Here is a 20,852-nt window from a genome sequence, read left to right as displayed (position 1 = left end):
ATATTTTCACAATCTTTGTGCGTAATGTAACAAGCGTATAATAAGAACTTTAAATCAAGATAAAGCCCTTACATTCCGAACGAAGCTATTAAAATAAGAATTTTTTAGGAATAAAACTAATTATTTGCCGAACAATACAACTCGTGATAAGCTATAGAAAAGGCAGATACATAATAGAATTAGCGGGTGAATGTAAACAGAGAGACTGTGAAAAGCAGCGCCGACGGGGAAAGCATAAGTTATGTGAAACTCTCAGGCAAAAGGATGTTTACGGGACGCAACTCTGGAGTCATTTTTATGTAACGACAGGGCTTATGAACTATATAAGCCTTTTTGTTATGTGAAAAAGGAGGATATAATAATGACGGAATTACTTAAAACACCGATTCATCCACTATATGCAAAATATGGTGCGAAAACCATTGATTTTGGCGGATGGGATTTACCAGTACAATTTGCTGGAATAAAAGCAGAACATGAGGCCGTGCGAACTGATGCAGGGTTATTTGACGTGTCCCATATGGGCGAAATTTTGGTGGAAGGCCCTGACAGTACTTCTTATTTACAGTATTTGTTATCTAACGACATAGAGAAAATAAAAATAGGGAAAGCGCAATATAATATTATGTGCTATGAAACAGGCGGAACAGTAGATGATTTAGTTGTTTATAAGAAATCAGAAACCGAATACATACTTGTCGTCAATGCGGCAAATACAGAAAAAGATTTTGAGTGGATGGTTCAAAATATTGTTGGGGATGTTACAGTTAAAAATGTCTCTTCGGAGTTTGGACAGTTAGCTTTACAGGGACCAAATGCAGAAAAAATCCTTTCTAAATTAACAGATGCGGACTTAAGCTCTATAAGTTTCTTTGGTTTTATAGAAGATGCTGATGTTGCCGGAGTGAAAACAATTATATCGAGAAGTGGATACACTGGAGAAGATGGTTTTGAAATATACATGCAAAGTGCGGATGCTGGAAAAGTATTCGAGGCAATCTTGGCTGAAGGTGTAGCGCCAATCGGTCTTGGAGCTCGTGATACGCTACGTCTAGAAGCAGTTCTTGCGCTTTATGGTCAAGAATTGAGTAAAGATATTACTCCGCTTGAAGCCGGCCTTAATTTTGCAGTGAAATTAAAAAAAGAAGCAGATTTTATCGGAAAACAAGCACTTATCAAGCAAAAAGAAGCGGGACTAACGAGAAAATTAGTTGGGATTGAATTGATTGAGCGAGGCATACCGCGTCACGACTATCCAGTATTTCTAAATGATAAAGAAATTGGAGTTATCACTTCTGGCACCCAATCTCCAACTCTTGGCACAAATATCGGTTTGGCATTAATAGATGCTGCTTATACTGAATTAGACCAAGAACTAGAAGTCGGAATTCGAAATAAGAAAGTAAAAGCAAAAGTAGTACCAACACCATTTTATAAACGCGCAAAGTAAAAAGGAGGAAATAATATGGCAAAACATCGTTATTTACCAATGACGGAACAAGATGAGAAGGAAATGCTTGAAGTGATAGGGGTTAAGTCGATTGATGACTTATTTCAAGATATTCCAGAAAAAATTAGATTTAAGCGAGATTATGATTTAAAACCGGCAAAATCAGAACCGGCGTTGTTACGAGAATTATCTAAACTTGCCTCTAAAAATGCCAATACTTCAGAATATGCATCCTTTTTAGGAGCTGGTGTATATAGTCACTATATTCCAACTGTGGTAGACCACGTTATTTCTCGTTCAGAATTCTATACAGCTTATACGCCTTATCAGCCAGAGATTTCGCAAGGGGAGCTACAGGCGATTTTTGAATTCCAAACGATGATTGCAGAATTAACTGGAATGGATTTAGCGAATTCCTCCATGTATGATGGTGGAACAGCTCTTGCCGAAGCAGCGATGTTAGCAAGCGGACATACTAAACGCAAAAAAATCCTTATTTCAGGAGCGGTTCATCCAGAAAGCATTAATGTCCTAAAAACCTACGCTACAGGTCAACATATTGAAGTTGAAGTTATTCCTGAAGTGGATGGCAAAACGGATATAGACGTACTAAAAAAAGCTCTTTCCGATGATATTGCAGGGTTTGTTGTACAATATCCGAACTTTTATGGACAAGTAGAACCTTTAGCAGAATTAGAAAAATTGGTTCATGAAAATAATTCTTTACTTCTTGTTTCAAGTAACCCGCTATCTCTTGGCTTACTAACGCCACCAGGAGAATTTGGCGCGGATATTGTTGTTGGTGACTCTCAAGTGTTTGGTATTCCAGAATCATTTGGTGGACCGCACTGTGGTTTCTTTGCGGTAACAAATAAATTAATGCGTAAAGTTCCTGGACGTTTAGTCGGGGAAACGGTAGATGAAAATGGGAAACGTGGTTACGTCCTAACATTGCAAGCACGCGAACAACATATTCGCCGCGATAAAGCTACTTCCAATATTTGTTCAAACCAAGCTTTAAATGCATTAGCTTCTTCAGTTGCTATGGCGACACTTGGAAAAACTGGGCTAGTAGAGATGGCGAAACAAAATCTTGATAAATCTCATTATGCTAAACAAAAATTCCGCGAAAATGGCTTTGAAGTATTATTTTCTGATGGTTTTTTCAATGAATTTGTTGTTAAGCTTTCTAAACCAATTAAAGAAGTAAATGAATCGCTTCTAGATGAAGGCATTATTGGTGGTTATGACCTCGGTTTTTATGATGCTAAATACGAACAACATATGCTTGTAGCTGTCACAGAGATGCGTACAAAAGAAGAAATTGATGCCTTTGTGGCAAGCTTGGAGGGTGTAAAATGAATTTAGAAGAAACAATGCCATTAGTCTTTGAACGCTCTATTCCAGGAAGAATTGGTTTTAGTTTGCCAGAAAGTGATGTTCCCGAAACAAATGCAGGTGACTATTTTGATGAAGCATATCTTCGTTCCACACCAGCAGATTTACCTGAACTCAGTGAACTGGAAATTATGCGTCATTATACCAATTTGTCCAACCATAATTTTGGTGTAGACTCTGGTTTTTATCCGCTTGGGTCTTGTACGATGAAATATAATCCGAAAATTAATGAAAAAGTAGCTAGATTCCCCGGTTTCGCCAATATTCATCCTAACCAACCAGAAAGTTCTGTCCAAGGTGCGTTAGAGCTGCTTTATGATTTACAAACAAGTTTAGTTGAAATTACTGGAATGGATGAAGTAACGTTACAACCAGCTGCTGGGGCGCACGGTGAGTGGACTGGCTTAATGTTAATTCGTGCTTTCCATGAAAAAAATGGTGATACAAAACGTACGAAAGTAATCATTCCGGACTCCGCGCACGGTACCAATCCGGCCTCTGCGGCAGTCGCTGGCTTTGATGTCGTTACAGTTAAATCCAATGAAAAAGGGCTTGTCGATGTTGCTGATTTGAAAAAAGTAGTAGGTGAGGATACAGCTGCACTAATGCTTACAAATCCAAATACATTAGGTCTTTTTGAAAAAGATATTGTTGAAATGGCAGAAATTGTCCATGCAGCTGGAGGAAAATTATACTACGATGGTGCCAACTTAAATGCAATCATGGCAAAAGTTAGACCAGGAGATATGGGCTTTGACGTAGTACATTTAAACTTGCATAAAACATTCACTGGTCCTCACGGCGGCGGTGGACCTGGTTCGGGGCCAATTGGTGTTAAAAAAGAGTTAATTCCATTCTTACCAACGCCAGTCCTTACGAAAAAGGAAGATGTTTACACATTTGATTATAATTATCCTGATTCAATTGGGCGAGTGAAGCCGTATTATGGTAACTTTGGCATTAATGTGCGCGCTTATACTTATATTCGCACTATGGGGCCTGATGGTTTGAAATTAGTGACAGAATACGCTGTTTTAAATGCCAATTATATGATGCGCAAATTACAAGACGCTTATGATTTACCATTTGACCAAGTTTGCAAACATGAATTTGTTTTAAGTGGTAATAGACAGAAGAAACTTGGCGTCCGTACAGTTGATATTGCAAAACGCTTACTAGATCATAATTTCCACCCACCAACTGTCTACTTCCCATTAATTGTTGGTGAAGCAATTATGATTGAACCGACTGAAACAGAATCGAAGGAAACACTGGATTTCTTTATTGATACAATGCTGAAAATTGCTAAAGAAGCGGAAGAAAATCCTGAAATCGTTCAAGAAGCGCCGCATAGCACATATGTGAAACGACTGGACGAAACAAGAGCTGCCAGAAAACCAGTGTTACGTTATCAAAAAGAAGTATAAAAAAGAAGCCTTGCCATGGATCTCACGGCAAGGCTTTTTCTTATTTAGATTTTGTTTTACCTGTCCATTTACGATAGCCGCCTTTAAGCTGATAAACATCTTTATAACCACGTTTATACAGCATAATAGCTGCGCGGTTACTACGTTGTGCTGTTTGGCAGTATAAGTAAACCGGTAAATCTTGACGAATCTCTGTTGTCCGATTTTTCATTTGTGTAACTGGGATATTTCTAGCTCCGAGAATATGTCCAGCATCGAATTCATTTGGCTCGCGAACATCAATTAACTGTGCTTTACGATAACCTTTTTTAAATTCTTCTTCTGTTAAAACTTTTAGTGCTTTACGTCGCATTACAAACTGGTAAATTTCGTATCCTAAAAGAATAACCAGAATGATAATTGCTATAATCCAACTAATCAATTGTGTAAACCCCTTTCATCCTGAAAACTGCTTTTTTTAAAGCATCCTTTTCTATTATAACTTATTTTTTGCCGCCATCAATCACTTTAAAAGAAGATTTTCGTTTTTTCTTCGTTTTTTTCTTCGGATCATGTAAATTCTTTGATTGTTTCACTGCTTTTTGGTAATTTGTATCTGTTTTCCTATTAGCAAAAAGTCTTAGAAGTAGGGTGAAAATAAGTGTACCAATTAAAACAGAAATTATTAATATGAAAAATGATTTAAAACCACCCATTAAAAGCCCAATACCAACCAGTGCGAGTAAAATAATAACAATAAGAGGATATTTCTTCACTATGAATCAACTCCTATTCTAAAAGTTCCAGATTCTCCGGTTCAGCCGCATCAACTGGAGCGCCTTCTTTTTCAACACGTAAAAGTTCGTTGAATGACGCAATGGCAACTTCTACTTGATCATCGGACGGTTCTTTAGTTGTAAGAAGTTGAAGCCACAGTCCAGGAACACCTAAATATTTAAGCACTGGGATATTTCGGCATTTATTGGTTAATTGTAAAACTTCAAATGCTACACCTAGTACAACTGGAATAAGTAAAATCCGGTCGACAACCCGAAGCCAAAGTGGGTCAGTTGGAACTAGCAAATAAATAAACATACCAACAATAACTGTAAATAAAATAAAACTACTACCACAGCGGTAATGAAGTCGTGACTGCTTTTGAACATTTTCCACTGTTAAAGGTAAATTTTCTTCGTAACAGTTAATGACTTTATGTTCAGATCCATGATATTGAAAAACCCGTTTAATAATTGGAGTCTGAGAAACTGCAAAAATATAAGTTAATAGCAGAATCAATTTGAAAAAACTCTCTAAAAACACTTGTGCTGTGTCGCCTGGAACGATAGGGCGAAATAACTCTGCTAAAAAGACCGGAATTAACGTCATCACAAATTTAGCAAAAACGAAAGATAAGATACCGATTACCGCAACACCTAACCACATCGCAATTTTCGATTCTTTCTTCTCGATTTTTTCTTCTTCAACAGGGTTATTTGGATCCTCATCATATCGGTCTGTCGCAAAAGCGAGGTGTTTGGAACCGATAGCACTAGATTCAATTAAAGCAACAATACCTCTTAAAAAAGGAATTTTCTTCATACGCATGACCCAAACTGGGCTATGTTTTTCTAAATAAAAATATTCTAATGAACCATCTATACGTCTAACAGCTGTAACTGTTTGTTTTCTGCCGCCAAACATGACGCCTTCTACAACAGCCTGTCCACCATATGATGGCACGTTTTGTTTGCTCAAACTTTTCACCAGCCTATTCATGTTTACTAATATGTTATTTTACGCTAAAAACTGTTTTTCGTATAGCGCAAAACGTCTAAAAAAAGTTATTTTTTCTAAATTGTGATAAAATAGTTTCGAACGCGTTTAATAATGCGATTTTTGCAGGCTTAAAATTTAATAAAAGTGGGGGAATAAAAATGTCTAAATTAACTAAAATTCAAGAAACACTTGGCAAGGAAAAGATTGAAGCGGTTCTTGTTACAAGTGAATTTAATAGAAGGTATGTCTCAGGTTTCACTGGAACTAGTGGTGTAGCACTCATTTTGCCTGAAAAAGCATATTTTGTAACAGATTTCAGATATACAGAACAAGCGGCTAAACAAGCTGAGGGATACGAAATTGTTAAACATGAAGGACCGATTTTTGATACAGTAGAAGATTTGCTAATTAAAAATGATACAAAAACACTGCATTTCGAAGCGGATTATGTAACGGTATCAGAATTTAAACAAATGGAACGCGTGTTTAATCGTCAATTAATTCCTCTTACTGGATTTTTTGAAGAAATGCGTAAAGTAAAAACAGCGAGCGAATTGAAAGCTATTCGGACAGCTTGTGACATTGCAGATGCTGCATTTGCGCATATTATTAAGTTCATTAAACCAGGAATGGCAGAAATTGAAGTATCCAATGAACTAGAATTCTTTATGAGACGTGCTGGAGCTACATCATCTTCGTTTGATACAATTGTTGCTTCAGGTGTTCGCTCTGCACTTCCGCATGGTGTTGCTTCTGATAAAAAAATTGAGGTTGGCGACTTTGTAACGATGGATTACGGTTGTTACTATGACGGTTATTGCTCTGATATGACAAGAACAATTGCTGTCGGTGAACCTGCTGAAAAATTAAAAGAAATTTATCAAATCACTTTAGATGCGCAATTAAAAGTAATTGATAGCTTAAAACCAGGTATGACTGGAATTGAAGCAGATGCCATTGCACGTGATTATATTGCTTCCTTTGGTTATGGCGATGCATTTGGACATTCATTAGGTCACGGGATTGGATTAGAAATTCACGAAGGACCTAATTTATCATTCAAAAGCCCTCAAAAATTAGAAGTTGGTCACGTTGTTACAGATGAACCAGGAATTTATTTGCCAGGAATCGGCGGGGTTAGAATTGAAGACGATCTTTTAATTACAGAAACTGGTAATGAGATTTTAATTCATTCACCAAAAGAATTAATTATTTTATAAAATTCCTTTGTAACTTTGTGTGTTTTATGGTTAAATAAGGAAGAATGAGCAGTTTTAATATGCTCCAAATAAAGATACTTTGCAAATTACAGGAGGAAAAACATGATTTCAGTAAATGACTTTAAAACAGGGTTAACAATAGAAGTAGATAATGGTATTTGGCGTGTGCTAGATTTCCAACATGTAAAACCCGGAAAAGGAGCAGCATTCGTTCGTTCCAAATTACGTAATCTTCGTACAGGTGCAATCCAAGAAAAAACATTCCGTGGTGGCGAAAAAGTTGCAAAAGCACAAATTGATAATCGTAAAATGGCTTACTTATACGCTGATGGTACAAATCATGTATTCATGGATAATGAGTCTTATGAACAAATTGAGCTTCCAGAAGACCAAATTGCTCATGAGCTTAAATTCTTAAAAGAAAATATGGAAATTAATATTATCATGTATCAAGGCGAAACAATTGGTATTGATTTACCTAATACAGTAGAATTAGTTGTTACTGCAACTGATCCTGGAATTAAAGGTGATACTTCTTCAGGTGGTTCTAAACCAGCCACTCTTGAAACTGGTCTTGTTGTCCAAGTGCCATTTTTCGTTAATGAAGGAGATAAACTAGTAATTAATACAACCGAAGCGGCATATGTTTCTCGGGCGTAAGAAAGAAGAGTTCGTTACAGCTGGAGTTAATTCTTCAGCTGTTTTTTCTATTTGCTAGCGCTTCCTGTACACCTTTTGAATAAAAAGTATGGTACAATAAGGACAATGCGTGATTCATGCAATTTTTTATTTTTAGTATTATTAAGGAGTGTAAATGGAATGTTATCAATAGATGAAATTAAACAGCTAATTGAGCTGATTGACGAGTCAACTCTAGATGAATTTGAGTTAGAAACAAAGGATAGTAAGATTTTGCTTAAGAAGAATAAAACAGTGGTTTCTGCGCCTCAAGTAGAAGTACCTGTTGCTGTAACACCAGCGCCAGTTCAAGCACAAGCAACTGAACAAGCGGCGGCACCTCAAGCGGAAACAACTACGTCTGATGCAGGGTTAGAAGTTATCACCTCTCCTATGGTTGGTACTTTTTATGCATCTGCTTCACCAGAAGATGCGAATTTCGTTAGTGTTGGTTCTAAAGTATCCGCACAATCTGTCGTATGTATTGTAGAAGCAATGAAATTATTCAATGAAATCACTGCTGACATTGACGGAGAAATTGCAGAAATTCTTGTTTCAAGTGGCGAATTAGTCGAATTTGGACAACCACTATTCAAAGTTAGAAAAAAATAAGGGGTCGAAAAACATGATTAAAAAAGTACTGGTAGCGAACCGTGGAGAAATCGCTGTCCGTATCATTCGCGCTGCAAAAGAACTTGGAGTGGAGACAGTGGCGATTTATTCGGAAGCAGATAAAGAAGCGCTACATATTCAGCTAGCGGATGAAGCTTATTGTGTAGGTCCCGCGGCAACAAAAGATAGTTATTTAAATATGTCTAATATTATTAGTCTTGCTGTTTTAACAAACTGTGATGCTATTCATCCTGGTTACGGATTCTTGGCTGAAAATGCTGACTTCGCTGAGTTGTGCGAAGACTGTAACATCACTTTTATTGGGCCAAGTGCCTCTGCAATTTCACAAATGGGGACAAAAGATGTGGCTCGCGAAACAATGCGAAAAGCTGGCGTACCAATCGTACCTGGTTCACAAGGAATTGTCGCTGATGTAGAAGATGGCAAAAAAATCGCTAAAAAAATCGGTTATCCTGTAATCATCAAAGCAACTGCTGGTGGTGGAGGTAAAGGTATTCGTGTAGCAGAAAACGAAGAAAAACTAATTTCTGGTATTCAAACTACACAACAAGAAGCCGAAGCAGCTTTCGGAGATCCTGGCGTTTATTTAGAAAAATACATTCAAGATTTCCGCCATGTAGAAATTCAAGTGCTTGCCGATAATCATGGTAACGTTATTCATTTAGGAGAACGTGATTGCAGTATTCAACGTCGCTTACAAAAGCTAATTGAAGAATCACCTTCACCAGCTATTGATGAAAAGACACGCCAAAAAATGGGTAAAGCTGCTGTCAAAGCTGCAAAAGCCGTGAATTATTCGGGTGCAGGAACGATCGAATTTATTTTTGATCATCACGAAAATAATTTTTACTTTATGGAAATGAATACTCGTATCCAAGTAGAACATCCTGTAACAGAGCTTGTTACTGGTATTGATTTAGTAAAACAACAATTTTTAGTGGCTTCAGGTGAAGAACTGAAAATCAAACAAGCCGATGTTAAATTAACCGGTTGGGCGATGGAATGTCGGATTAATGCTGAAAATCCTGAGAAAAACTTTATGCCAGCACCAGGAGAAATTAAATTTTATCTTCCACCAGGTGGCTTAGGCGTTCGAATTGACTCAGCAGCATATCCAAACTACAAAATCCCGCCATTTTATGATTCAATGATTGCAAAAGTAATCTGTTATGCAGAAACACGTGAAGAAGTTGTTCAAAAAATGAAACGGGCACTTTCGGAATTTGCTATTGATGGCATTCCTTCCACAATACCGTTCCATTTACGTGTGCTAGATAACGATGTATTCCTGTCAGGAGACTTTAATACAAAATTCTTGGAGCAAAATGATGTAATGAATCTTTCTAAGGAGGGCTAAAAATGGCTTACACAAAAGATTTAAGAAAACAAAATGATGCACCACTTGGTAAAATTGAAATTGCGCCTGAGGTTATTGGTGTAATTGCTGGTCTTGCTGCGAGCGAAATCGAAAACGTTGCGTATATGCAAGGTGGTTTTGCTACAGAAATGCGCGAAAAATTCAGTGGTGCCGTTAACTACCGTAAAGGTGTAAAGGTAGAGCTAACTGAAGAAGGTATTCTAATCGAACTTTATTGTTCTGTACTATTCGGTGCAACTATTCCACTTGTTGCTCAAAATATTCAAGATGCTGTCCGAGATACTATTTTCAATATGACAGGCTTGAATGTTCTTGAAATCAACGTGCATATCGTTGGCGTACAATTTGAAAAAACAGAAACACTTTCCTTCGATGATTTTGAGCTTTAAAATTCAAGGAAAAAAAGGAGCAGCCTTAACATGAAAAGAAGAGAAGCGCGCGAGAAAGCACTTCAAGCATTATTCCAAATCGAATTAAACGAAATGTCGTTAGATCAAGCCATTAAAAACATCATGGAAGACGAACAAGACGATTATATGGAGCAATTAGTTGAAGGAGTTATGGCAAATAAAGCTGAAATAGATGCAATTATTGAGCCTAACTTGGATAATTGGCGCATCGATCGTTTGAACAAAGTAGATCTTTCTTTGCTACGACTAAGCGTTTACGAAATTAAGTACTTGGATGACGTACCAAATCGAGTTAGTTTAAATGAGTCCATAGAAATTGCGAAAATTTACAGCGATGAAAAATCAAGTAAATTTATTAATGGCGTACTTGCTAATATTGCACCTGAAGATAAATAAACTTGATTGAGTGCAAGGTTTTCCTTGCACTCCCTTATTTCGCGATTTTTAAGCATAATAGCGTGGAAAGTATTTTAAGGGGGCCAAACTCATGGGAGAAATTATTGATGGCAAAAAGTTAGCCAAAGAAATCCAAGAGAAAGTAACATCAGAAGTAGCTGAATTAGTAAAACAAGGTAAAAAACCGGGTCTTGCAGTTGTGCTCGTAGGAGATAACCAAGCCTCTCGTACATATGTTAGAAATAAACAAAAACGTACTGAAGAAGCAGGAATGAAATCTGTTTTAATTGAACTTCCTGAAACAGTAACAGAAGAAAAATTACTAAAAGTAGTAGAAGAGTTAAACGAAGATAATACAATTCATGGTATATTGGTACAATTACCTTTACCAAAACATATTTCAGAAGAAAAAGTCATTGATGCTATTAGTTTTGACAAAGACGTTGACGGTTTCCACCCAGTGAATGTAGGTAACTTATTCATTGGTAAAGATTCTTTCGTTCCGTGCACACCTGCAGGAATCATTGAGTTAATTAAATCAACCGGCACTCAAATAGAAGGCAAACGAGCAGTCGTTATTGGCAGAAGTAATATTGTAGGTAAGCCAGTAGCACAATTATTATTAAATGAAAATGCTACAGTAACAATAGCTCATAGCCGTACAAAAGATTTACCTCAAGTGGCAAAAGAAGCCGATATTCTAGTTGTTGCAACAGGATTAGCTAAATTTGTTAAAAAAGAATACATTAAGCCAGGCGCAATTGTTATTGATGTTGGTATGGACCGCGATGAAAACAATAAATTATGTGGTGATGTAGATTTTGATGATGTTAAAGAGCAAGCAGGATTCATCACTCCAGTTCCAGGAGGCGTTGGGCCAATGACAATTACCATGCTTCTTGCTAATACATTAAAAGCTGCAAAACGCATTTGGAAGATGAATTGATTAATTGGATGTGAAATGATGGAACAAGATAAATATTTAACGGTAGCCGCAATAACCAAATATATTGAAAAGAAATTTGAAGTTGATCCGTATATGAAACAAGTATTCGTGCGCGGAGAAATTTCTAATTTAAAACAACCAGCGAGTGGACATCTGTATTTTACGGTGAAAGATGAATTTGCTATGCTTCGTTCTGTCATGTTTCAAAAAGCAGTTCAAAAGATTGGTTTTGTTCCAGAAGATGGTATGAATGTACTTATCACGGGGCGAATTGGCGTTTTCACAAAAGCTGGACGTTATCAGTTTTATGCCGAACATATGGAACCAGATGGCGTCGGTGCACTATATATTCAATTAGAACAGCTGAAATCACAATTAGAAAAGGAAGGACTTTTTGCGGAAGCGCATAAAAAAGTGCTTCCTTCTTTCCCGTCCAAAGTTGCGGTAGTTACATCTAAAACAGGTGCTGCTGTAAGGGATATTTTAACAACGATTCATCGTAGAATGCCCTCGGTGGAAGTAATCGTGTACCCTACAGTCGTTCAAGGTGATAAGGCAGCACAGCGAATAGTAGAAAACATTGGTCGAATCAATCAGCGAAATGATATTGATGTGATGATTATCGGTCGTGGTGGTGGCTCTCTCGAAGAACTATGGGCTTTTAATGAAGAGCCAGTTGTTCGAGCAGTTTATGATTCTGATGTACCTGTAATCTCTGCTGTAGGACATGAAACAGACTTTGCCCTCAGTGATTTTTCAGCAGACGTTCGAGCAGCGACACCAACCGCAGCAGCTGAACTAGCGGTTCCAGATTATCGCGATCTAGAAGAACGACTTGCAGAACGTAAATATCGCTTATTAGCAGTTACAAGGCAGTTGTTAGAACGTAAAGAAAGAACCCTTGAGCAACTAAAACAACATTTAATCTTAAATGGGCCAAAACATCAATTAGAACAGCAAATGGAACGTACAGATTATTTTGCTGAACGACTAAAAAATGCTTTTTCCAAGCAAGTATTGCTAAAACAAACTACTTTTAACCGACTTAATGATCGCTTACACTATTATCATCCCAATAAAGAAATAGCCTTACAAAAAGAGCAAATAACATTACGTAAGCAAGCGCTAGATAAAGCAATGAAACAACAACTTAAAGATAAACAACAAGCTTTTATTAGACAAGTCGAGGCTTTAGAACATTTAAGTCCGCTCGCTTTATTGAAACGTGGATTTGGTGTAACGTATAAAGCAGGAGAGTTAGTTAAAACCGTCCAAGAATTGGAAATTGGTGATAATATTCAAGTAAAAATGCAAGGTGGACACATAGACGCACACATTACCGCAAAGGAGGAAGATACAAGTGGCAACTAAAAAGAAAACTTTTGAAGAAGCAATCGCAGAACTAGAAACAATCGTAGAAGCGCTCGAAAACGGTAGTGCCTCACTTGAAGATTCTCTTGATATGTATCAAAAAGGAATCGAATTAACGAAATTATGCCAAGATAAATTGCAATCAGCCGAGCAAAGAATGGCTAAAGTAGTCACAGAAGCAGGAGAAGAAATTCCTTTTGAAGCGGATGGTGAATAAATTTGCAAGATTTGACGCTTTTTCTAGATCATTATAAAAAAGTACTTGATGAGTCGCTTTTTAAAGAAATAAATATGCGCAATATCGAACCTAAGTTGAAAGAATCAATGTTATATTCAGTACAAGCTGGCGGAAAACGAATTCGTCCAATGCTTGTTTTTGCAACACTTCAAGCCTTAAATATTGAGCCAATGCGCGGTTTAAAAACAGCTACGGCACTTGAAATGATTCATACGTACAGCTTAATTCACGATGATTTACCAGCAATGGATGATGATGACTATCGACGCGGGAAATGGACGAACCATAAAATATACGGTGATGCAACAGCAATTTTAGCAGGAGATGCTTTGTTAACACTCGCTTTTTCTATTTTAGCTGAAGATGAAAACCTATCCTTCGAAACGCGTATTGCTTTAATTAATCAAATTAGTTATAGCAGTGGAGCAGAAGGCATGGTAGGTGGGCAACAAGCCGATATGGAAGCTGAAAATAAACAAGTCACATTAGAAGAACTAGCATCAATCCACGCTCGCAAAACTGGTGAACTATTAATTTTCGCAGTAACCTCAGCCGCAAAAATCGCTGAAGCAACTCCAGAACAAACAAAACGATTACGAATTTTTGCAGAAAATATCGGCATTGGTTTTCAAATTAGCGACGATATTTTAGATGTAATTGGCGATGAAACAAAAATGGGTAAAAAGACAGGGGTGGACGCTTTTCTGAATAAAAGTACCTATCCCGGATTACTCACACTCAAAGGTGCTAAACGGGCATTAAATGAGCATGTTTCAATTGCAAAGTCAGCGCTTTCAGGACATGATTTCGACGATGAAATTCTCCTTAAACTTGCTGATTTAATCGCACTTAGAGAAAATTAATCATAATTATCTAGTAATTTCAAAAATTTTTCACATATATAATTCAAATTGATTTGCTTTTCTTAAAATACCGTGTTATACTAATGTAAGATTATTTTTGTGGGTGAAAGATACGATTGTGAACAACTTTCCATCTCGTGCCGTTAAGCAAGAATAGTAAATAATTAGTGTGCATAACACACGAGGAGGAACATGAACATGGAACAAGGTACAGTAAAATGGTTTAACGCAGAAAAAGGATTTGGTTTTATCGAACGCGAAAACGGTGACGATGTATTCGTACATTTCAGCGCTATCCAAGGCGACGGATTCAAATCTTTAGACGAAGGTCAAGCAGTAACTTTCGACGTTGAAGAAGGCCAACGCGGACCTCAAGCAGCTAACGTTCAAAAAGCGTAATTCTATTTTTTGAATAAGAAAAAGCAAATCATTTCGGTGATTTGCTTTTTTATTTGCCTAAAATCACCTTTCCTTGTTTGGTATAACTAGAATTATTTGCTATAATAAGAACAATTAATCGAGAAAAAAGACTTTGCACGTATTCATGCGTGGACTCTTTGGAAAGTGAGTTGTTTTTATTTGGATCTTTTAAAAATAAAGGATCCTTCCTTTATGAAACAATTGGATATACAAGAATTAGAAGCACTTGCGGCGGATATTCGCGCTTTTTTAATTACTTCTACTTCCAAATCAGGGGGGCATATTGGTCCTAATCTTGGTGTGGTAGAACTAACGATTGCGCTGCATTACACTTTTAATAGTCCAAATGATAAATTTATTTGGGATGTGGGCCACCAGTCTTATGTGCACAAAATCCTAACTGGAAGGGCGAGTCAATTTGGTACATTACGTCAACACGGCGGACTAGATGGATTTCCAAAACGAAAAGAATCTATTCATGATGTATTTGAAACTGGCCACAGCTCGACTTCCTTGTCTGCTGCAGCCGGTATGGTTATTGCTAGAGATATAAAAAAAGAAGACTTTTATGTTATTCCGATAATTGGTGACGGGGCGCTCACTGGTGGGATGGCATTTGAAGCCTTGAATCATATAGGAGACATGGGAAAAGATATGATTGTTATTTTAAATGATAATGATATGTCCATTGCGCCTAATGTAGGAGCACTCCACAATGTCCTTGGAAAATTAAGAACGTTGAATACATTTCAACAAACAAAAACAAATATAGATAAATTAATGCGAAAAATTCCAACTGCCGGTGAAAAGTTAGCTGAGACTGCTGAAAAAGCAAAAGACGGCATAAAACATTTGCTTGTAGAGGGTACTTTTTTTGAAGAATTGGGTTTTATGTATCTTGGACCGATTGATGGGCATAATTTAGAAGATGTTATTACCAACTTAGAAATAGCTAAGCGGACTAAAGGGCCTGTACTCCTCCATATCATCACGAAAAAGGGAAAGGGGTACCAACCTGCCGAATTAGACTCCCGTGGCACCTGGCATGGTACAGGGCCATATAAAGTCGAAACAGGGAGCTTTATTAAGCCTGTTAAGACTGTCGCCTCATGGAGTTCTGTTATTAGTAATGAATTAATGCGTCTAGCAGCGAATGATGAACGTATCGTTGCCATAACTCCTGCCATGCCTGTAGGTTCCAAATTAGAAAAATTTGCTAAAACTTTTCCAGAACGTTTTTTTGATGTTGGAATTGCAGAGCAACATGCAACAACAATGGCGGCTGGTTTAGCAACGCAAGCAATGAAGCCTTTTCTAGCTATTTATTCGACATTTCTACAAAGAGCTTATGATCAGTTGGTTCACGATGTTTGTCGGCAAAAATTAAATGTCGTTATCGGGATTGATCGTGCTGGCCTTGTTGGAGCAGACGGTGAAACACATCAAGGTATTTTTGATATTTCTTTTCTAAATAGTATTCCAAATATGATTATCACGATGCCGAAAGATGAAGAAGAAGCTAGACAATTAATGGACACTGCTTTTGCTTATGATGATGGGCCTTTTGCAATTCGTTACCCACGTGGAAATGGACCAGGTAAAGAGCTTTCTGAATCTAATAAGCTTATACCAATTGGCGAATGGGAAACGATTATTCAGCCTGTTGATGCTGTTATTTTAACTTTTGGACCAACACTCGAACAGGCACTTAAAGCAGCTGAACAATTAGAGAATCAAGGTCAGCGTGTTGGTGTCATTAATGCACGTTTTATTAAACCGCTAGATGAAGCTTTATTACACCGAATTTTTAAGCAAAAAATCCCTATTTTAACAGTGGAAGAATCATTATTAAAAGGCGGATTTGGCGCAAGTGTGTTAGAATTTATGGAAGAAAATAATTATACGGATGTTACTATCCATCGTATTGGATTGCCAGATGAATTCATTGGTCACGGTTCTGTCCCGCTAATTCTTGAATCATATGGTATATCTCCAACTGGTATTGTATTAAAAATAAATGAAATGCTCGCACAAAGCGAGTAAGTTAAGGGCGAAGAAACTATGACAATAAAAAAAGAACGCGCAGATATTCTGCTAGTAGAACAAGGACTATTTGAAACAAGAGAAAAAGCAAAGCGTGCCATTATGGCTGGAATTGTTTACCGTAAAGAAGAACGTGTCGACAAACCTGGAGAAAAAATTCCGGCAGATAGCGAACTGCAAGTCAAAGGAAAACAAATGCCTTATGTGAGTCGTGGTGGCTTGAAATTAGAAAAGGCATTACAAGTATTTAATTTTGATGTGAAAGATAAACTAATGCTTGATATTGGAGCTTCTACTGGTGGTTTTACAGACTGTGCTTTGCAAAATGGGGCGCGCCATTCGTATGCGCTTGATGTTGGCTATAATCAACTTGCATGGAAATTACGTAATGATGAACGAGTTACAGTCATGGAGCGGACTAACTTTCGCCATGTGACGCCAGCTGATTTTACGGAAGGTTTAGCGGAATTCGCAACGATTGATGTTTCCTTTATTTCACTCAAACTTATTTTACCTGTACTTAGAACTGTGCTCGTAACAGGCGGCGATGTGATGACTTTAATCAAACCACAATTTGAAGCAGGACGTGAACAGGTGGGGAAAAAAGGAATAATTCGCGACTCAGCTGTACATGAAGCTGTCGTTGAAAACATTGCTCTATTTGCGCTTGATAATGGTTATGACTTGATGGGGCTTGATTTTTCACCAATAACTGGTGGAGAAGGAAACATTGAATTTATCGCGCATCTTAAATGGACTGGCAAAGAAACTGGTGAAAATCATTTAGAGCCAGCTGCAATTACAAGACTTATTAAAAAAGCACATACTAAATTAGATAAATAATGTATACCGGAAAGCAGCGATGTTTTCCGGTTTTTGCTTTTACTATGCTGTTTATACTCATTTAAGCATGTATTTTCAATGTATAGAGTATTAAACTAGACTTTATTGCATAATTTTGCATTAATTCCGTGACTTTATGCGTTTTTTCGGATAAGATGTAAGTAGAAAATTATCGTGAGGTGAAGAAGGAATGAATAAAGGTCATCGTCATATTATTATTCGAGAATTGATTACATCTAATGAGATTGACACGCAAGAAGATTTAGTAGAACTTCTGTTAGAACGCGATGTTAAAGTAACCCAAGCAACCGTTTCCCGTGATATTAAAGAACTTCATCTAGTCAAAGTTCCAACACAAACTGGTGGCTATAAATATAGTCTCCCTGCCGATAATAGCTTTAACCCCCATCAAAAATTAAAACGCGCTTTAATTGATTGCTTTATTGGTATCGATACAGTGCAATTTATGATTATTTTAAAAGTAATGCCAGGTAATGGGAACTCTGTTGGTGCGCTAATAGATAACTTAGACTGGCCAGAAAAAGCAGGAACACTATGCGGAGATGACACTTGTTTAATCATTTGTCGCTCAGAAGAAAATGCAAAAACGTTAACAGATCGTTTTATAGATATGCTTTAAAAATTGTTGGAGGTGAAGGATTTTGCTTCAAGAAATGACAATTAAAAACTTTGCTATCATCGAATCACTCTCTTTAACTTTTCAAGAAGGGATGACGGTATTAACTGGGGAGACCGGCGCAGGTAAATCAATTATTATTGATGCGCTTGGTCTTCTTGTTGGCGGACGGGGATCGACTGATTTTATTCGCCACGGTGAGGACCGTTTGGAACTGCAAGGCTTATTTGCCCTAGCAGAAGATAATCTTGCTTGCCGTAATGCACTTTTGGAAAATGGAATAGATGCTTCGGATGATATGGTCGTTTTGGAACGTAGCTTATTTCGCTCCGGTAAAAATAGTTGCCGTATTAACGGAAAACTAGTAACTACGGTGTTGCTACGTCAAATCGGTTCTAAATTGATAGATATTCATAGTCAACATGAACACCAAGAATTAATGAATGAAGAATTTCATTTATCGTTACTAGATAGGTTTGCTGCTGATAAAATTAAACCCGCTTTAACGAAATATCAAACTAATTTTAAAGAGTACCAAACTATTTTGAGAGAATGGCAAAATTGGACGAAAAATGAGCGAGAACTTGCACAGCGGCTCGATATGCTTCGTTTTCAACAACAAGAAATCGAAAATGCTAATTTGCAAGCTGGGGAAGAAGATCGTTTATTAGAACAAAAAAATGTTTTAGCCAATTTTGAAAAGTTAAATGAAAACTTGCAAGGAGCGTATACAGCTATCCAAGGAGAACCGGGCGGACTTGAATTTATTGGAGAAGCAATGCGTCAGATGGAAGCGGCTGCGAGTATTCATACTGATTATAAAGCAGTTAGTGAAGCAATATCATCCAGTTACTATATGCTTGAAGACAGTATGAGCCAAATTAGACAATCGCTTGATCAGCTTGAATTCCAACCAGAAGAACTGAATCAAATTGAATCACGCTTGAATGATTTAAATCAACTGAAACGTAAATACGGTAAAACCATTGAAGATATTATTCAGTATGAAAAAGAAATTAGTACTGAAATGGAAAAACTGACGGATAGTGAGTCCCACGTTGGGCATTTAGAAACTAAAATGGCCACATTAAAAACAGAACTCACAAAACAAGCAAGTACACTCACTGACATCCGCAAAAAAGCAGCAACCACGTTAGAAAAACAAATTAAACAAGAATTAAATCAACTATATATGGAAAAAGCTATTTTCAGTGTTCACTTTGAGTCTGACAAAACAGAATTAACGGAATCAGGCCAAGACAGTGTCGTCTTCTATATGTCGACCAATCCAGGTGAGCCGCTAAAACCACTTGCGAAAATCGCTTCAGGCGGTGAGTTATCACGAATGATGTTAGCGTTAAAAACTATTTTTTCAAGACATCAAGGCATTACATCTATCATTTTTGATGAAGTGGATACGGGTGTAAGCGGACGTGTCGGCCAAGCGATTGCTGAAAAAATTTATGCAGTCTCTGTTGGTTCACAAGTTCTTTGTATCAGTCATTTGCCTCAAGTAGCTGCAATGGCCAATCACCATTACTACATCACAAAAAAAGTGCAAAATAAACGGACAACTACTTCCGTCACAATTTTAAAAGGCGAGCAAAAAGTAGAAGAAATCAGCCGTATGATTGCTGGGATAGAAGTGACTGAACTAACAAAACAACACGCGAAAGAAATGATTCAACAAGCTGAAAAAGTAAAACAAACCTATTAAAAAAACGAAATTGCTTGCATATCGAATAGTTTTTGCTTAAAATGAATAAGGTAGAAATTATTACCTGGTCATAAAAACAACTACTAATTCGAAATGCGGCTTTTTTGTGCGATAAAGGAGTTATTTTTTATGACAAGCAAAAGATTTTTCAAAGAAGTGGCAGAAACGAGTTCGCTGGTTTTTGCAGTAGCTGGAGCAGATGATGAAGTCGTTTTAGAAACCATCCGTCTAGCGCTGGATCAAGGTTTAGGCAAGTTTCTTTTATTTGGAAAAAAAGAAGATCGAAGCTTAACGGCAAACGACAGCGTTACTTGGATTCAAGCGAATACAGCAGAAGAGGCAGCACAAGGCGCGATTTTAGCTGTGAAAAATAAAGAAGCAGATATATTGGTCAAAGGATTTATTCCGACAGCTACTTTAATGCATCATGTCTTAAAAAAGGAAAATGAGTTGCGGACAGGGCAATTATTAAGCCAAATTGCTATTTTCGATATTCCGACATACCACAAGCCTTTATTATTAACAGATTGTGCGATGAATGTTGCTCCAAAAACAAATGAAAAAATAGCAATTACAGAAAATGCGCTAAATGTTGCTCAGAAAATCGGTCTAACAAATCCAAAAGTGGCTTTACTTAGTGCAGTAGAAGAAGTTACCGAAAAAATGCCTTCCACGGTCGAAGCTAATGAAGTAGCAAACCATTTCAAAGAGAACGTAGATATTGCTGGTCCGCTTGCACTTGATGTAGCTATTTCAAAAGAAGCAGCACAGCATAAAGGGATTAAAAATAATGCTGCGGGCGATGCGGATATTTTAATTGCTCCTAATATTGAAACTGGAAATGCCCTTTATAAATCGCTCGTATACTTTGCGGGAGCTAGAGTTGGTAGTGCTATTGTCGGAGCAAAAGTACCGATTGTTATATCTTCCAGAAATGATACACCAGAAAATAAATTAGCTTCATTTATCCTAACTGTTAGAATGGTTGGAAAATAATGAAATAATGTGAATAGACGGACTTTAATGATA

General features: G+C 37.2%; 21 protein-coding genes, 1 pseudogene and 1 riboswitch. Of the genes and pseudogenes, 19 read left to right on the top strand and 3 right to left on the bottom strand.

Annotated elements, in window-relative coordinates:
• Positions 1–186 precede the first annotated feature (186 nt).
• Positions 187–278, top strand: a riboswitch (glycine riboswitch).
• An 83-nt stretch (positions 279–361) separates the two neighbouring features.
• From gcvT to gcvPB, 3 genes are read left to right on the top strand one after another with little or no spacing between them, the layout of a single operon-like run.
• Positions 362–1,450, top strand: a complete 1,089-nt coding sequence (gene gcvT / locus AC4PG8_RS01700) for a glycine cleavage system aminomethyltransferase GcvT (RefSeq protein WP_185539948.1) — start codon at positions 362–364, stop codon at positions 1,448–1,450.
• A 15-nt stretch (positions 1,451–1,465) separates the two neighbouring features.
• Positions 1,466–2,812, top strand: coding sequence for an aminomethyl-transferring glycine dehydrogenase subunit GcvPA (gene gcvPA / locus AC4PG8_RS01695; RefSeq protein WP_003766769.1), 1,347 nt, complete (start codon positions 1,466–1,468; stop codon positions 2,810–2,812).
• Positions 2,809–4,275, top strand: a complete 1,467-nt coding sequence (gene gcvPB / locus AC4PG8_RS01690; RefSeq protein WP_185539947.1) for an aminomethyl-transferring glycine dehydrogenase subunit GcvPB — start codon at positions 2,809–2,811, stop codon at positions 4,273–4,275. Before gcvPA ends, gcvPB begins: the two co-directional genes overlap by 4 nt.
• 40 nt (positions 4,276–4,315) lie before the next feature.
• On the opposite strand, the gene AC4PG8_RS01685 is transcribed toward gcvPB, so the two are convergent.
• From AC4PG8_RS01685 to AC4PG8_RS01675, 3 genes are all read right to left on the bottom strand, one after another.
• The gene (locus AC4PG8_RS01685) at positions 4,316–4,696 is read right to left on the bottom strand and encodes a rhodanese-like domain-containing protein (protein WP_003762099.1); all 381 of its coding nucleotides are present in this window, start codon (positions 4,694–4,696) and stop codon (positions 4,316–4,318) included.
• 61 nt (positions 4,697–4,757) lie between these two features.
• A complete protein-coding gene (locus AC4PG8_RS01680) occupies positions 4,758–5,030 on the bottom strand; it encodes a hypothetical protein (protein WP_045554143.1) in 273 nt (90 codons plus the stop codon).
• Between the two features lie 13 nt (positions 5,031–5,043).
• Positions 5,044–6,009, bottom strand: coding sequence for a DUF1385 domain-containing protein (locus AC4PG8_RS01675; RefSeq protein WP_003766778.1), 966 nt, complete (start codon positions 6,007–6,009; stop codon positions 5,044–5,046).
• A 179-nt stretch (positions 6,010–6,188) separates the two neighbouring features.
• On the opposite strand from AC4PG8_RS01675, the gene AC4PG8_RS01670 reads away from it, so the two are divergent.
• From AC4PG8_RS01670 to AC4PG8_RS01595, 16 genes and pseudogenes are all read left to right on the top strand, one after another.
• Positions 6,189–7,250 (top strand): M24 family metallopeptidase, encoded by a 1,062-nt coding sequence (locus tag AC4PG8_RS01670; RefSeq protein WP_003766779.1) that lies wholly within the window; start codon positions 6,189–6,191, stop codon positions 7,248–7,250.
• Positions 7,251–7,352: 102 nt separating this feature from the next.
• Positions 7,353–7,910, top strand: a complete 558-nt coding sequence (efp, locus tag AC4PG8_RS01665) for an elongation factor P (protein ID WP_003722482.1) — start codon at positions 7,353–7,355, stop codon at positions 7,908–7,910.
• A 159-nt stretch (positions 7,911–8,069) separates the two neighbouring features.
• The gene (gene accB / locus AC4PG8_RS01660; RefSeq protein ID WP_003762103.1) at positions 8,070–8,540 is read left to right on the top strand and encodes an acetyl-CoA carboxylase biotin carboxyl carrier protein; all 471 of its coding nucleotides are present in this window, start codon (positions 8,070–8,072) and stop codon (positions 8,538–8,540) included.
• Positions 8,541–8,553: 13 nt separating this feature from the next.
• A complete protein-coding gene (gene accC, locus AC4PG8_RS01655; protein WP_003762104.1) occupies positions 8,554–9,918 on the top strand; it encodes an acetyl-CoA carboxylase biotin carboxylase subunit in 1,365 nt (454 codons plus the stop codon).
• 2 nt (positions 9,919–9,920) lie between these two features.
• Positions 9,921–10,328 carry an Asp23/Gls24 family envelope stress response protein gene (locus tag AC4PG8_RS01650; RefSeq protein WP_003722485.1) on the top strand — a complete coding sequence of 136 codons (408 nt, stop codon included), beginning with the start codon at positions 9,921–9,923 and terminating at the stop codon, positions 10,326–10,328.
• Positions 10,329–10,358: 30 nt separating this feature from the next.
• Complete coding sequence (nusB, locus tag AC4PG8_RS01645) at positions 10,359–10,745, top strand: transcription antitermination factor NusB (RefSeq protein ID WP_003762105.1); 387 nt, start codon at positions 10,359–10,361, stop codon at positions 10,743–10,745.
• 91 nt (positions 10,746–10,836) lie between these two features.
• Positions 10,837–11,691 (top strand): bifunctional methylenetetrahydrofolate dehydrogenase/methenyltetrahydrofolate cyclohydrolase FolD, encoded by an 855-nt coding sequence (folD, locus tag AC4PG8_RS01640; RefSeq protein WP_003771725.1) that lies wholly within the window; start codon positions 10,837–10,839, stop codon positions 11,689–11,691.
• Positions 11,692–11,709: 18 nt separating this feature from the next.
• Positions 11,710–13,062 (top strand): exodeoxyribonuclease VII large subunit, encoded by a 1,353-nt coding sequence (gene xseA / locus AC4PG8_RS01635; protein ID WP_070753160.1) that lies wholly within the window; start codon positions 11,710–11,712, stop codon positions 13,060–13,062.
• On the top strand, positions 13,052–13,279 hold the full coding sequence (locus AC4PG8_RS01630) for an exodeoxyribonuclease VII small subunit (protein ID WP_003762111.1): 228 nt from the start codon (positions 13,052–13,054) through the stop codon (positions 13,277–13,279). Before xseA ends, AC4PG8_RS01630 begins: the two co-directional genes overlap by 11 nt.
• A gap of 2 nt (positions 13,280–13,281) precedes the next feature.
• Positions 13,282–14,163: a polyprenyl synthetase family protein gene (locus tag AC4PG8_RS01625; protein ID WP_070753158.1), complete on the top strand. Its 882-nt coding sequence runs from the start codon at positions 13,282–13,284 to the stop codon at positions 14,161–14,163.
• 198 nt (positions 14,164–14,361) lie between these two features.
• Complete coding sequence (locus AC4PG8_RS01620; protein WP_003719639.1) at positions 14,362–14,562, top strand: cold-shock protein; 201 nt, start codon at positions 14,362–14,364, stop codon at positions 14,560–14,562.
• 165 nt (positions 14,563–14,727) lie between these two features.
• Positions 14,728–16,648, top strand: a pseudogene (gene dxs / locus AC4PG8_RS01615) (1-deoxy-D-xylulose-5-phosphate synthase).
• On the top strand, positions 16,645–17,469 hold the full coding sequence (locus AC4PG8_RS01610) for a TlyA family RNA methyltransferase (protein ID WP_185539940.1): 825 nt from the start codon (positions 16,645–16,647) through the stop codon (positions 17,467–17,469). The pseudogene dxs and the gene AC4PG8_RS01610 overlap by 4 nt, the downstream one beginning before the upstream one ends.
• Before the next feature lie 190 nt (positions 17,470–17,659).
• A complete protein-coding gene (gene ahrC, locus AC4PG8_RS01605; protein WP_003766793.1) occupies positions 17,660–18,109 on the top strand; it encodes a transcriptional regulator AhrC/ArgR in 450 nt (149 codons plus the stop codon).
• 22 nt (positions 18,110–18,131) lie between these two features.
• Positions 18,132–19,823 (top strand): DNA repair protein RecN, encoded by a 1,692-nt coding sequence (gene recN, locus AC4PG8_RS01600; RefSeq protein WP_492169957.1) that lies wholly within the window; start codon positions 18,132–18,134, stop codon positions 19,821–19,823.
• A gap of 129 nt (positions 19,824–19,952) precedes the next feature.
• On the top strand, positions 19,953–20,819 hold the full coding sequence (locus AC4PG8_RS01595) for a phosphate acyltransferase (protein ID WP_185542988.1): 867 nt from the start codon (positions 19,953–19,955) through the stop codon (positions 20,817–20,819).
• The last annotated feature ends 33 nt before the right edge of the window (positions 20,820–20,852 follow it).

This window comes from Listeria sp. MAN/IMW/UF555 (assembly GCF_058684075.1).
The sequence above is the reverse complement of the archived record's forward strand: the minus strand, read 5'-3'. Positions and strand labels throughout refer to the sequence as shown.